At 57.1% G+C, this 14,307-nt stretch carries 8 protein-coding genes; 1 reads left to right on the forward strand and 7 read right to left on the reverse strand.

Annotated elements, in window-relative coordinates:
- Positions 1–19 precede the first annotated feature (19 nt).
- The 3 genes from foxA to metH all read right to left on the reverse strand — a co-directional run bounded on the left by foxA (position 20) and on the right by metH (position 7,148).
- Positions 20–2,128, reverse strand: coding sequence for a ferrioxamine B receptor FoxA (gene foxA / locus DDT56_RS20565; protein WP_136168250.1), 2,109 nt, complete (start codon positions 2,126–2,128; stop codon positions 20–22).
- Between the two features lie 192 nt (positions 2,129–2,320).
- Positions 2,321–3,301, reverse strand: a complete 981-nt coding sequence (locus tag DDT56_RS20570) for an AraC family transcriptional regulator (RefSeq protein WP_210417055.1) — start codon at positions 3,299–3,301, stop codon at positions 2,321–2,323.
- 163 nt (positions 3,302–3,464) lie between these two features.
- On the reverse strand, positions 3,465–7,148 hold the full coding sequence (gene metH / locus DDT56_RS20575) for a methionine synthase (RefSeq protein WP_168197657.1): 3,684 nt from the start codon (positions 7,146–7,148) through the stop codon (positions 3,465–3,467).
- Between the two features lie 182 nt (positions 7,149–7,330).
- Here metH and iclR point away from each other — a divergent pair, with 182 nt between their 5' ends.
- Entirely contained in the window at positions 7,331–8,170 is an 840-nt protein-coding gene (iclR, locus tag DDT56_RS20580; RefSeq protein ID WP_136168252.1) for a glyoxylate bypass operon transcriptional repressor IclR, read from the forward strand.
- Here the strand turns inward: iclR and aceK are convergent.
- From aceK to metA, 4 genes are all read right to left on the reverse strand, one after another.
- Positions 8,167–9,930: a bifunctional isocitrate dehydrogenase kinase/phosphatase gene (aceK, locus tag DDT56_RS20585; protein ID WP_136168261.1), complete on the reverse strand. Its 1,764-nt coding sequence runs from the start codon at positions 9,928–9,930 to the stop codon at positions 8,167–8,169. The two genes, iclR and aceK, sit on opposite strands and share 4 nt — an antisense overlap.
- Before the next feature lie 29 nt (positions 9,931–9,959).
- Positions 9,960–11,267, reverse strand: coding sequence for an isocitrate lyase (gene aceA / locus DDT56_RS20590; RefSeq protein ID WP_136168253.1), 1,308 nt, complete (start codon positions 11,265–11,267; stop codon positions 9,960–9,962).
- 31 nt (positions 11,268–11,298) lie between these two features.
- Positions 11,299–12,897 carry a malate synthase A gene (gene aceB / locus DDT56_RS20595; RefSeq protein ID WP_136168254.1) on the reverse strand — a complete coding sequence of 533 codons (1,599 nt, stop codon included), beginning with the start codon at positions 12,895–12,897 and terminating at the stop codon, positions 11,299–11,301.
- 254 nt (positions 12,898–13,151) lie between these two features.
- The gene (gene metA, locus DDT56_RS20600) at positions 13,152–14,081 is read right to left on the reverse strand and encodes a homoserine O-acetyltransferase MetA (RefSeq protein ID WP_136168255.1); all 930 of its coding nucleotides are present in this window, start codon (positions 14,079–14,081) and stop codon (positions 13,152–13,154) included.
- Positions 14,082–14,307 lie beyond the last annotated feature (226 nt).

Here is a 14,307-nt window from a genome sequence, read left to right on the forward strand (position 1 = left end):
ACCGCGGCAAAAGCATGGATTAGAAAGAGTAGGACAGGCTGCCGACGATACTGCGCTCGGCGCCGAAGTAGCAGAACTCCAGCGAGTTACAGGCCGCCACGTAACGTTTATCCGTTAGGTTGTTCACATTCAGCTGCGCGCTCAGACCTTTCAATCCGACCTTCGACAGATCGTAGCCGACCGCCATATCCACCAGCGTATAGGAAGGCAGCGTATGCGTATTGGCGCGATCGCTGGTCACGCCGTTCACGTAGCGCACCCCGGCCCCCAGCGTCAGGCCGTCCAGCGGGCCGCGATTCACATCGTAGCTGGCCCAGGCGCTGGCCTGATTACGCGGCGCGTAAACGGCGCGTTTCCCCTGCTCTTCCGTACTGCTCTTCTTGTAGCGAATATCCGTATACGTGTAGGCGGCCTGCAGGCGCAGATTGTCGGTAATATGGCTGACCGCTTCCAGCTCCACGCCCTCCGATTCGATCTCCCCCACCGAGCGGTAGGGATCGGTCGGCTGCACTTTGGTGGCGACATTCTTCTGATTAATGCGGAATAGCGACATGCTGTACTGGTTTTGCGAACCTTCCGGCTGATATTTCAGCCCGGCTTCCCACTGCCTGCCTTTCATCGGCTCCAGCACGTTGCCGTCCTCGCCGACAAAACTGGTGGGGGTAAACGCGGTGGAGTAGCTGACGTAAGGGGCAAAGCCGGAGTCAAACAAATAGAGCAACGCCGCTCGGGAGCTAAAATTATCCTTATCCAGTTCGCTGCGATTACCCGTGCTCTTATCGATATTGGTCACTTTCACCCGATCGTGGCGCCCGCCCAGCGTGAAACGCCAGCGTTCCCAGCTCATCTGATCCTGAACGTAGAACCCCGTTTGTTGCAGCTTATGCTTCTCAATCGTTGACGGGTACATGGCCGTCGGCAAGGCGCCATAAACCGGATTGAAAGCATCAATATCCGGGAATGCGCCTGAAGGCCAGTCCACGTCATTATGGCGCTGCTGGTAGTCTATACCCACCAGCAGGCGGTGGTTCACCGCGCCGGTATCAAAGCTGCCGTCGAGCTGGTTATCCAACGTCAGCGCCGAAAGCGCTTCCCGCGAGCCGGAATAGTAGCGATAAAGCGAGTCGCCAGTGCTCCAGCCATAGGCATACACCTGGTCCAACCGGACTTTGGTGCGCAGATAGCGCAGTTTCTGGCGTACCGCCCAGCCGTTATCAAAACCCTGTTCGAAGTTGTATCCCACCATATTCTGCTTACGGTCGTACTTCTCGTAATTCTCTTCCCCTTCATAGAAGTTATTCGAGATTTTACGGCCGTTGTGCGCCACCACGGTGCCCTCATAGGGTAAACCCGAGTGGCTGCCGCCTTCCGGATCGCGATGCAGGTAAGCCATCAGCTCCAGCCGGGTTTTATCGGAAATGCGCCACGTCAGGCTGGGAGCGATGGCATAGCGCTCCTCTTTCAGCGGTCCGAACTGGGTATCCGCTTTACGCACCATGCCGCCAAGACGGAAAGCGAAACGCTCGTCGTCATCCAGCGGCCCGGTGACGTCAAACGCCGCGCCGCGCTGGGCATTATTCCCGGCAAACAGTTTGATCTGCCCGCTGCGTTCAAACGACGGCTGGCGGGAATTCAGCGCCACAATCCCGCCCGGAGAAGCGCGGCCATACAGCACCGACGCCGGACCTCTCACCACTTCAATGCTCTCCAGAAACCAGGGATCGACCACCAGAGAACTGTGGGAGTTGGTATCCCCCATCATTTTCAGACCGTCCAGATAGACGTTATCCAGGCTGCCGTCGGAAAAACCGCGCAGCACCATATAGTCGAAACGGTTGGAGGCGCCGATCTGGTCGCTGAATACGCCCGGCGTATAGCTGACGGCCTGACGTACGCTGATCGCTCCCTGCTGCTGAATCTGGTCGCGCGTGACGATGGAAACCGCCTGCGGCGTTTCAATATCCGGCGTCGCCAGCTTGGTGGCGCCGCTTTGCGTTTGCGTGGTTACCACTATCGTATCGTTGCCGTCAGCAGACGGCGCCGCCGTCTCTTCCTCCGCCAGCGCCGATACGCTGAAGCCGCCCGCGATACACCCAATCACCAACGCCAGCCGCGTTTTTCTCAACATGACAATCTCCGCCCGATCTTTTTTGTAAATAAGAATTATTACCGTTTTTAGCCCCACAGTAGCTATGCGCAACGACAGCTTGCGTATGCGCAATGACAAAAGCGCGCGGCGGCGGGAACTAATGAAAAATCGTGGAGTGACAGCCTTCTGTAAGGCAGATGCGGATCGGACGTAACGTCATAGGCAAGCCGCTCAGGGAAGGGTGCGTACCGCGCTCGGCGCGATACCGTAGCGCCGCCTGAAGGCGGTGGCGAAGTTGGTGGCGTGTTGATAGCCGGACATCCAGGCGGCCTGCTGGACGCTGTATCCCTGTTCAAGATAACGGCGCGCCTGCTCCAACCGGCAATCACGCAGATAATCGAACACCGAGTGCCCATAGGTTTGACGGAATTTGCTTCTCAGGCTGCTGGGACTCATGGCGGCCGCTTGTGCCAGCTCATGCAAGGTATAGGCGTTTTCCGGCTGCCGTTGCAGCAGCTGGCGTACGTTCTCCAGACGGCAGCGCTCACCCGGCGCGGACAGATAACCATTTTCCCGCCCCCGCGGTTCGGCCGACAGACCGTAGCCCAGCAGTTGCAGCATGATCCCTTCCAGCATCAGCTGGCGCGGCAACCCGGCAACGCCGCTTTCCAGCGCCTGTTGCAGGCCGGACAGCAAATAACCGGGAACCTGCCACATAAAAGCGCAGGTTTGGGAATTCGTCCATTCATGCAGCAGAGAAGCCATCATGGGCTGCGGCTGGAAACTGGCGGGATTAACGCCCAGCGTCAGGGTCTTGAGATGACGATCGGCCGGGTGGCTGGCGTTCATCACCAACTGCTCGCCCAGCCGGGTGCTGAGCGCCATCCCCGAGCGCACGACGAACTCCCGGCAGTTCAGCCGGATCGCCACGCAGCCCTCCAGCACCACCAGCGTATACATGGGAGAGCATTGCAGCGAGGTCGACTCATAGGGCTGCAAAACCCGTACGTTGGAGTTCGTCAGGCAAATGCCGGACGACAGCACCAGCTCTTCAACATCTCCCTGGACGACGATGCGCTTTTCTTTATCACCAGCGCCGCTCCCCGCCAGCGTGGGGAAATGGTAGCGAATCCCATAGCGCTCGCCAAAATCAAAAAAATCCTCTATCGAGAAGCGGCGTTTTACTATCGCGGAAGAGACGGAGTTGACCATGCTTTGAACCCGGAATCAGGCCAGCCATCGCTGGGGAGAAAAATGCCAGAGCAATTATTACCAAGCTCACCATATCATCGGCGTCGGCACGCATCAATAATATTGATAACTATTCTCATTGGGTTGTTTTTCACAACATCATCGGCATCCGTCAGGCGCGGATTTAGTCCGCGTCGTACCCCAGATTCGGCGCCAGCCAGCGCTCAATTTCGCTGACGCTGATGCCTTTACGTTTGGCGTAATCCTCCACCTGGTCGCGCTGAATCTGCGCCACGGCGAAATATTTGCTCTCCGGATGGCTGAAGTACCAACCGGATACCGACGCCCCCGGCCACATGGCGTAAGAGTCGGTGAGCTTCATCCCCGTATGCTTTTCCGCATCCAGCAGTTGCCAGATTTCCGCTTTTTCGGTGTGATCGGGACAGGCCGGGTAGCCCGGCGCCGGACGAATTCCCTGATAGTTTTCCCGAATCAGTTCGTCATTGCTGAGGTTTTCATTGGCCGCATAGCCCCAATACACCTTGCGCACCCGCTCATGCAGATACTCGGCGAAAGCCTCCGCCAGCCGGTCCGACAGCGCTTTAACCATGATTTTATTGTAATCGTCATGCTTCGCTTCCCAGCGTTCGGCCAGCGTATCCTCCTCCAGCCCGCCGGTGACGGCAAAAGCGCCCAGATAGTCGGGCTTGCCGCTGGATTTGGGGGCGACAAAATCGGCCAGACAGTAGTTGGGGAAATCCGTTTTTTCCGTTTGCTGACGCAGGTGATGGCTGACCAGCAGAACCTTGTCACGCCGCTCGTCGGTATAGATCTCCACGTCGTCACCCACCCGGTTGGCGGGGAATAATCCCACCACGCCGCGGGGATTAAGCGCGCCGCCCGCCGACAGCTCGTCCAGCATGGCGTTGGCGTCGGCGAACAGCCGCTTCGCTTCCTCGCCCACCGTTTCATCCTCCAGAATGCGCGGGTATTTGCCGGCCAGCGACCAGGTCATAAAGAACGGCGTCCAGTCGATATAATGACGCAGCGTATCGATGCCGGCCCGTACTTCCTGCACGCCCAGGCGGTGCGCGACCGGCGGCGTATAGTTTTCCCAGTCCGGCTCGTAGGCGTTGCTGCGGGCGGCCTCCAGCGTAACGGGAGGCGTTCTTGGCTTTTTGCGGCCGTGCTGAATGCGCACCGTTTCATACTCTTTGCGAGTGCGCGCCACAAAGTCAGCGTACTGGGTTGGGGACAGCAGCGCGGCGACCACCCCCACCGTGCGGGAAGCGTTCTGCACATAGACCGTCGGGCCGCTGTAGTTCTGCTCGATTTTCACCGCGGTATGGGCTTTCGAGGTCGTCGCGCCGCCGATCATCAGCGGCAGGGTAAAGCCCTGGCGCTCCATCTCCTTCGCCACGTTGACCATCTCATCCAGCGAGGGGGTGATCAGACCGGACAGGCCGATGATATCCACCTTCTCTTCACGGGCGGTCTTGAGGATTTTATCGGTAGGCACCATCACGCCCAGATCGATGATTTCATAGTTGTTGCACTGCAATACCACGCCGACGATATTCTTGCCGATATCGTGCACGTCCCCTTTCACCGTCGCCAGCAGCACCTTGCCGGCGGTAGATCCCTTGGCCTTGCTGGCCTCGATATAGGGTTCGAGATAGGCCACCGCCTGCTTCATCACCCGGGCGGATTTCACCACCTGCGGCAAAAACATTTTCCCGGCGCCGAACAGGTCGCCGACCACGTTCATACCGTCCATCAGCGGCCCTTCGATCACTTCGATAGGCCGCTGCGCCTGCCGGCGCGCTTCCTCGGTATCCGGTTCGATAAACTCGGTAATGCCTTTAACCAGCGAATATTCCAGCCGCTTATTCACCGGCCAGCCGCGCCATTCCGCCTGCGGCTTGGTGCTCTCGTCATCCGACTTGCTGCCGCGGTATTTTTCCGCCAGATCCAGCAGACGTTCGGTGGCGTCGTCGCGGCGGTTGAGGATCACATCTTCGACCGCATCGCGCAGCTCCGCGGGAAGATCGTCATAGATCGCCAACTGACCGGCGTTCACGATCCCCATATCCATACCGTTGCGGATGGCGTGATAAAGAAAGACGGCGTGGATCGCTTCACGCACCATGTCATTGCCGCGGAAAGAAAACGACACGTTGGAGACGCCGCCGGAGATCATCGCGTGGGGCAGCTGCGCCTTGATATCCGCGCAGGCTTCGATGAAATCCACCGCATAGTTGTTATGCTCTTCGATGCCGGTGGCGACGGCGAAAATATTCGGGTCGAAAATAATATCTTCCGCGGGAAAACCGACTTCTTGCGTCAGAATGCGGTAGGCGCGGCGGCAAATTTCAATTTTACGCGCCCGGGTATCCGCCTGGCCCGCCTCGTCGAACGCCATCACCACCACCGCCGCGCCGTAGCGGCGCACCAGCCTGGCGTGATGCACAAAGGCCTCGACCCCTTCCTTCATGGAAATCGAGTTCACGATGCCTTTGCCCTGGATACATTTCAGCCCTTGCTCAATCACCTCCCATTTCGAGGAGTCGACCATGATGGGAACGCGGGCGATATCGGGTTCGCCGGCAATCAGACTCAGGAAACGGGTCATCGCCGCTTGCGCATCCAGCATGCCCTCATCCATATTGATATCGATAATCTGCGCGCCGCTCTCTACCTGCTGACGGGCCACATCCAGCGCTTCATTATATTTTTCTTCTTTAATCAGCCGTTTGAAGCGCGCGGAGCCGGTTACGTTGGTGCGTTCGCCCACGTTGACAAACAGCGTGTCGGCGTCGATATTCAGCGGCTCCAGCCCTGCCAGACGGCAGGCCACCGGGATCTGCGGCAGCGAGCGCGGGGCAACGCCGTCGACCACCTTGGCGACCGCGGCGATATGCGCCGGCGTTGAACCACAGCAACCGCCGACAATATTCAGAAAGCCGGCGCGCGCCCATTCGCCGATATGCCGCGCCATGTCCGCCGCATCCAGATCGTACTCGCCAAAGGCGTTCGGCAGCCCGGCGTTCGGGTGCGCCGACACATAACACTCGGCGATGCGGGAAAGTTCAGCCACGTACTGACGCAGCTCTTCCGGCCCCAGCGCGCAGTTCAGGCCGAACGACAGCGGCCTAGCGTGCCGCAAGGCGTTATAAAAGGCTTCGGTGGTCTGCCCCGACAGGGTGCGCCCGGAGGCATCGGTGATGGTGCCGGAGATCATCACCGGCAGCTCCACCCCCAGCGCCTCAAACTCGGTTTCCACCGCGAAGACCGCGGCTTTGGCATTCAGAGTGTCAAAGATGGTTTCGATCATGATTAGATCGACACCACCCTCGATCAACGCGCGCGTGGATTCACGGTAAGCCGCGACCAGCTGATCAAAACTGATATTACGGAATGCCGGATCGTTAACGTCGGGCGAGATAGAGGCGGTGCGGTTGGTCGGGCCGAGCACTCCCGCGACAAAGCGCGGTTTATTCGGCGTCAGCGCCGTCCACCTGTCGGCGCAGGCGCGGGCCAGCCGCGCCGCGGCGGTATTAATCTCGGCGGAGAGCGACTCCATCCCATAATCGGCCATGGCGATGGTGGTGGAGTTAAAGGTATTGGTTTCAAGGATATCCGCGCCGGCTTCCAGATAGGCGTCGTGGATGGCGCTAATCACCTGAGGCCGGGTCAGTACCAGAAGATCGTTATTGCCTTTTACGTCGCTCGGCCAGTCCGCAAAGCGCTCGCCGCGATAATCCTCCTCCTGCAAACGATAACTTTGGATCATGGTTCCCATGCCACCATCCAACACCATAATCCGTTGCGCTAACTGACGGCGCAATTCGTCTAGCCGATTAATCACAAAAAACCTCATTCCAGCGATGAATATCTCACCAATGCAAACGCTTATCCTAGCATAAGTTGCCAATCGGCTGGCGCGGCCTCGCATGATACTTTTTCAGGCAGGCCGCGGAGAAAGAAGAGTTGCATTCTTTGACAGAAAAACGAAAATCAATTCCATTATCTGAAAAAGGAACCGAAACCATGTCGCCAGCAGAGCCAGCCAAAAGAGGGAAGAAACCCAGAGCCAGAGCCAGCGCCGCCGCGCCCGTCCAGCCGGCCGGGCAGGTGCAATCGCTGACCCGCGGTCTGACGTTGCTGGAATATATCGCCAGGGCCAACGGCAGCGTGGCGCTGACCGATCTGGCGCAGCAGGCGGGGTTGCCCAACTCCACCACGCACCGCTTGCTGACCACCATGCAGCAGCAGGGGTTCGTGCGCCAGGTGGGCGATCTCGGCTTATGGACCATCGCCTCCCACGCCTTTATCGTCGGCAGCAGCTTCCTGCGCAGCCGTAATCTGCTGGCGCTCGTGCACCCGATTTTACGCAAATTAATGGAAACTTCCGGCGAGACGGTGAACTTGGCCGTGCTGGACCATAGCGATTTTGAGGCCGTTATCGTCGATCAGGTGCAGTGTACCGCGCTGATGCGCATGTCCGCGCCCATCGGCGGCAAGCTGCCGATACACGCCTCCGGGGCGGGAAAAGCCTTTCTGGCCGGCCTGCCGGACGAACAGGTGATCCGCCTGCTGCATAAAAAGGGACTGCACGCCTATACCCCGCACACCCTCAACTCGCCGCAAAACCTCAAGGAAAACCTGTCCGTCATCCGCAAGCAAGGCTACTCCTTCGACGATGAGGAGCATGCGCTGGGGCTGCGCTGCGTGGCGGCCAGCATTCTCGATGAGCACCATGAAGCCTTTGCCGCCATCTCCATTTCCGGACCGGTATCGCGCATTACCGACGATCGCGTTACCGAACTGGGCGCCCTGGTCATCAAAGCGGCGAAAGAGGTCACCCGCGAATACAGCGGCATAGACTAGCTCGCGGATAAGGGCAGCGCTTCCATCCCCTGATCGGCCGCCGCCCGCTGGCTAAAGCGTTTTCTGCGCCGATAGGCGTAAACGTCTTCAATATGGCCATCGCGAATGCGCTGCTGCAACGCCCGCCAATAGTCGGCCCGGAACAGTTCGCCGTGCATCTCCTCCAGCAGCGCCTGTACTTTTCTGTCGCTGCACAGAAAATGCCGGAACTCCTCGGGAAAAACGTCGTTGTCGGCCACGCTGTACCAGGGCTCCGCCGCCAACTCATCCTCCGGATAGCGCGGCGGCGGAATATCACGGAAATTCACCTCCGTCATATAGAAAATTTCGTCGTAATCGTAGAACACTACCCGGCCGTGGCGGGTCACGCCGAAATTTTTAAACAGCATATCGCCGGGGAAAATATTGGCGGCGGCCAGCTGTTTGATGGCATTGCCATACTCTTCAATAACATCGCGCAGCTGCTGCCCGCCGGCCTGTTCCAGGTAAAGATTCAGCGGCGTCATCCGCCGTTCCATATACAGATGGCGGATCACCAGCTGCTCGCCGGCATCCTGCAGTTTTTCCGGCACTTCCCGCCGCAGCTCCGCCATTAATTCAGGGCTGATGCGCCGTTTATCAATAACGAAGTTTTCATACTCCTGGGTATCGGCCATCCTTCCCACGCGATCGTGATCTTTCACTAACCGGTAGCACGCTTTCACCCGGTCGGCATCGACCTCTTTCGGCGGCGCGAAGCGATCTTTAATCACCTTGAACACCCGGTCGAAGGAGGGCAGCGTGAATACCAGCATCACCATTCCCTTCACGCCCGGCGCGCTAATAAATTGCTCCTGAGATGCGGCGATAAAATGCAGATATTCGCGGTAATATTCCGTTTTGCTGTGCTTCTGGCAGCCTATCGCCAGATACAGCTCGGCGGTGGTTTTCCCCGGCAGAATATCGCGCAGCCAGGCCACCAGCGCGGAGGGCTGCGGGGCGTAAACCATAAAATAGGATCGGGCAAAACCAAATACGATGCTGGCTTCCGCTTTACCGGTCAGGCAGGTATCGATAAACACCGCCCCCTGCTCGTTATGGTGAATCGGCAACAGAAAAGGAAAAACGCCCTGCGGCAGGAACAGTTTTCCCACCAGCCAGGCGGCCTTGTTGCGGTAGAACAGTTCGTTAGCCACCTGCAGCGTTGCCTGGGCAAGTTGTTCAGACGAGAATGCCTGCTGCAAATAGGTCTCGATGTATACGATATCCCGCGGCAAATTTTCCCACGGCAAACGCAGCGGCACCTCTCCCAGCACTTTTTCCAGCATCATCCGCCAGCCGTCGGACGGGACAAACGTGCGGGCGATGGGACGCGGAATTTCACGAAAACGCGTCTCGGGCTGGGAGCTGAAAATAAACAGCTTTTCCGGCGTGAGCTCCCGGTGATGAAACAAGCGGCAATAGACCGAGTTGAAAAAGCTTTCGGCGATCTCAAAGCGCGGGTAATCGGGCAGCAGCGCGGTATAAATCCGTTTTACCCGCGCCAGAAAATCCGCATCGTCGCAGCGCGCGCCGGTGATACAGCGTAGCTGCTCCACCACCAGCCCGACATGATGATCATACAGATGAATCCGCTGTTTCATCGCCTGCTGCACCGCCGGCCAGTCCGCCTGTTCAAAGCGTTGCTGCGCGCCGGCGGTCACTTCCAGAAAGCGTCCGTACTGGGCGTCAAACCCCTGAAGGATGGTCTGTGCCGTCAGCTGTTCAAGGTCGCGCGCCATCATGTTCTCCACCGGAAAAGCGGCCGGGATCAGAATTGCTGCTCTTCCGTGGATCCGGTCAGCGCCGTCACCGAAGACGCTCCGCCCTGAATGATATTCGTCACCTTATCAAAGTAGCCGGTGCCGACCTCCTGCTGGTGCGACGAGAAGGTGTAACCCTCGCTAATGGCGTCGAATTCCGGCTGCTGCACTTTCTCGACGTAATGCTTCATGCCCTCGCCGCGCGCGTACGCATGGGCCAGGTCGAACATGTTGAACCACATGCTGTGGATGCCGGCCAGGGTAATAAACTGATATTTATAGCCCATGGCGGACAGCTCGTCCTGGAAACGCGCGATGGCGCCGTCGTCCAGATTCTTTTTCCAGTTAAAGGAGGGGGAACAGTTATAGGCTAATAATTTACCGGGATATTTTTCATGTATCGCCTCGGCAAAACGACGCGCCGCGGCCAGATCGGGCGTGGAGGTTTCACACCATACCAGGTCGGCGTAAGGCGCGTAAGCCAGTCCGCGGCTGATGGCCTGCTCTATGCCGGCGCGGGTGCGATAAAACCCTTCCACCGTGCGCTCGCCGGTGACGAAGGGCCGGTCGTAGCTATCGCAGTCCGAGGTCAGCAAATCCGCGGCGTCCGCATCGGTACGGGCCACCAATAACGTCGGCACGCCCAGCACGTCCGCCGCCAGACGCGCGGCGACCAGCTTGTGAATCGCTTCCTGCGTCGGCACCAGGACTTTTCCTCCCATATGACCGCACTTTTTCACCGAGGCCAGCTGATCTTCAAAATGAACCGCCGCCGCCCCGGCTTCGATCATTGATTTCATCAGTTCAAAAGCGTTCAGCACCCCGCCGAATCCCGCCTCCGCATCAGCGACAATCGGCAGAAAATAGTCGGTATAGCCTTTAGCGCCCGGTTCGATTTGATTGGCCCACTGGATCTGATCGGCGCGCCGGAAGGTGTTATTAATCCGCTCGACAACGGCAGGCACCGAATTCGCTGGATACAGCGACTGGTCGGGGTACATGCTGGCCGCCAGATTCGCATCCGCCGCCACCTGCCAGCCGGAAAGATAAATCGCCTCGATGCCGGCTTTGGCCTGCTGTAACGCCTGGCCGCCGGTTAATGCCCCCAGACAGTTGACGTAACCCTTGCGCGCGTCGCCATGCAGCAGGTTCCATAATTTAACGGCGCCCAGCTGCGCCAAGGTACACTCCGGGTTGACCGAACCGCGCAGGTTAATCACGTCTTCGGCGCGGTAAGGACGGGTGATACCCTCCCAGCGGGCCGTTTTCCATTGTTGTTCAATTTGTTGGATCTGTTGGGTACGAGAGAGGGTCATCGCTGAGATTCCTTATGGTTGGCGGTCAGGGTTAATCAAGCAGGGCATAGCCGGGCAAAGTCAGGAAGTCGATCAGTTCATCCTGGGTGGTGATTTTCTCCATCAGACGGGCCGCTTCATCAAACCGCCCGCCGCTGAAGTCCGCCTCACCCAACTCGTCCTGAATAACCAGCATTTCCTCCGCCAGCATCTGGCGAAATAGCGCCTTAGTGACGGGGCGACCGTCGCTCAGGGTTTTACCGTGGCGGATCCATTGCCAGATTGAAGTACGGGAAATTTCAGCCGTCGCCGCATCCTCCATCAGTCCGTAAATCGGCACACAGCCGTTGCCGGAAATCCAGGCTTCGATGTACTGCACCGCCACGCGGATATTGGCGCGCATTCCCGCCTCCGTCCGCTCGCCGGGACAGGGCTCCAGCAGCTGCGCGGCGGTGACGGGCGCATCCTCCTCGCGCGTGACCTCAAGCTGATTTTTGCCCGCTTGCAAAGCCCGATCAAAAATCTCCATCACCGCGTCCGCCAAACCGGGATGCGCGATCCAGGTGCCGTCATGACCGTTCCCGGCTTCCAGCTCTTTATCCTTGCGCACCTTATCCAGCACCCAGTCATGGCGTTGCGGATCCTTACTGGGAATAAAGGCGGCCATGCCGCCCATGGCGAACGCGCCGCGCCGGTGGCAGGTTTTAATCAGCAAGCGCGAATAGGCGCTAAGGAAAGGTTTATCCATCGTCACCGACTGCCTGTCCGGTAGAACGCGATCGGGATGATTTTTCAACGTCTTGATATAGCTGAAAATATAGTCCCATCGGCCGCAGTTCAGACCGACGATATGATCGCGCAGCGCATAAAGGATCTCGTCCATCTGGAAGACGGCGGGCAAGGTTTCAATCAGCACCGTTACCTTGATGGCGCCGCGCGGCAGATCGAAGCGATTTTCGGTATAGCAAAAGATATCACTCCACCAGGCCGCCTCCTGCCACGACTGCATTTTGGGCAAATAGAAATACGGCCCGCTTCCTTTCGCCAGCAGGGCCTGATGGTTATGGAAAAAGTAGAGTGCGAAATCGAACAGGCTGGCGGGAATGGCTTCTCTCTGCCAGGTCACATGCTTTTCAGGCAAATGCAAACCGCGCACCCGGCAGATCAGCACCGCAGGATCGGGTTTCAGCTGATAAATTTTCCCCGCCTCGTTGGCGTAGGAAATCGTTCCTGTTACCGCATCCCGCAGATTAATCTGACCATCAATCACTTTATCCCAGCCGGGAGAGAGTGAATCTTCAAAATCCGCCATAAAAACCTTTACGTTGGCGTTCAGGGCATTGATCACCATCTTGCGCTCAACGGGCCCGGTGATTTCAACCCGGCGATCGCAGAGGTCGTCGGGAATAGCGCGGATTTTCCACTCGCTTTCTCTAATGGAAGCGGTTTCCGCCAGGAAATCCGGCAATAGCCCATTATCGATTTTCTCCTGCTGCGCCAGACGATCGGCCAGTAGCCGATTTCGCCGCGCGGTAAAACGGTCGACCAACTCGGTTAAAAATCCAATCGCCTCGTCATTAAGGATCTCCCGTTCCTTATCGCCAAAGCGTTGGCTGAAGGCCAGGTCTCTGCTTATCGTCTGTTGCGCCATTTCGTTGCTTCCTTCTCCAGATTATCTTTCACCAGCAGCCCAGTCAGCTGACGTTAAAGGTATGAACATTTATTAACCGACAGTTTTAAGCGTAATTCATTAAAAATAAAAATCAAAAACTATTTCCATTTTTGTTTTTAATTACGCATATCAGTTTGATAAATAAAATATTTAAAAAATATATTTATGGGAAATGGATTTCAAACAACAAAATATGGATGTAAAAAAGGCGCCTTGGCAGGGAAAAGAACGGTTTAGTCCAGCGTAGGATTCATACGGCTCAGATCATAAGGCGTGATCTGGTAAACGTAATAGTTAAGCCAGTTAACAAACAGTAGATACCCATGGCTGCGCCAGGTTGCTTTAGGCACAACCTGCGGGTCGTTATCAGGAAAATAGTTCACCGGGATCGTCGGATCGAGCCCGGCATCGCGATCGCGAAAGTATTCGCTCGCCAGCGTCAAGGCATCGTATTCGGGGTGGCCGGTAACAAAAGCCAGCCGCTTATCCCGGCTGGCAAACAGGTACGCGCCGGTCTGCTCCGACTCCGCCAGAATCTCCAGGTCGGTCTGTCTGCGAATAACATCAGAGGGGAAATCGGCATAGCGCGAATGAGGCGCCAAAAAGGTTTCATCAAAGCCCCGCGTCAATAAAGCATGCGGTTGCAGCGTGTGATGCGAATAGACGCCGGATAACTTATCCGTACGGGTCATTTTCGGAATACCGTACAGAATATTTAACGCCGCCTGTACCGCCCAACAAACAAACAGCGTGGAGGTGACGTGTCCTTTTGCCCAATCAATCACCCTGGCGATCTGCGGCCAATAGGCCACGTCACAAAAATCAACCAGCCCCAGCGGCGCCCCGGTAACGATCAATCCATCAAAGTTCTCATCCTGGATGTCGTCAAAATGGCAGTAAAAATTATTCAGATGCTCGGCAGGGGTGTTCTTCGACTCACGGCTATCGATACGCAGCAGTTGAATATCAATCTGTAACGGCGAGTTCGACAACAGTCTCAGAAACTGGTTTTCAGTTTCGATCTTCTTCGGCATCAGGTTCAGTACCAGCACTTTCAAAGGACGAATTTCCTGCGTCTTTGCGCGCGAGGACGTCATCACAAAAACGTTCTCATTACGCAGGAAACTTACGGCTGGTAACTCATCGGGAACCCGGATTGGCATAACCTTATATCCTCACAGCATACGTTTATACGTTTAGACTTCTAGATGCCCGAAGATAACGACTTTTGCACTTAATGTCGAGCAGACACTGACCAAGGTGAAAATGTTTCATCACTACAGGGATATGCTTATCTATTTTTCGCATAAATAAAGGGGGAGATGAGAAATAAGTACCACAACGCAAAAAGCCCCATGCTTTCGCATGAGGCTTTCTACTTGTTTGATG

This window comes from Brenneria corticis, from assembly GCF_003115855.1.
Lineage (GTDB): Bacteria > Pseudomonadota > Gammaproteobacteria > Enterobacterales > Enterobacteriaceae > Brenneria > Brenneria corticis.

What these genes read in the sequence shown, in the direction of transcription:
- aceB (WP_136168254.1), bottom strand. Translation starts at nt 12,897, where the DNA reads ATGGCGCAACAGACGATAAGCAGAGACCTGGCCTTCAGCCAACGCTTT.
- iclR (WP_136168252.1), top strand. Translation starts at nt 7,331, where the DNA reads ATGTCGCCAGCAGAGCCAGCCAAAAGAGGGAAGAAACCCAGAGCCAGA.
- DDT56_RS20570 (WP_210417055.1), bottom strand. Translation starts at nt 3,301, where the DNA reads ATGGTCAACTCCGTCTCTTCCGCGATAGTAAAACGCCGCTTCTCGATA.
- metA (WP_136168255.1), bottom strand. Translation starts at nt 14,081, where the DNA reads ATGCCAATCCGGGTTCCCGATGAGTTACCAGCCGTAAGTTTCCTGCGT.
- aceK (WP_136168261.1), bottom strand. Translation starts at nt 9,930, where the DNA reads ATGGCGCGCGACCTTGAACAGCTGACGGCACAGACCATCCTTCAGGGG.
- aceA (WP_136168253.1), bottom strand. Translation starts at nt 11,267, where the DNA reads ATGACCCTCTCTCGTACCCAACAGATCCAACAAATTGAACAACAATGG.
- foxA (WP_136168250.1), bottom strand. Translation starts at nt 2,128, where the DNA reads ATGTTGAGAAAAACGCGGCTGGCGTTGGTGATTGGGTGTATCGCGGGC.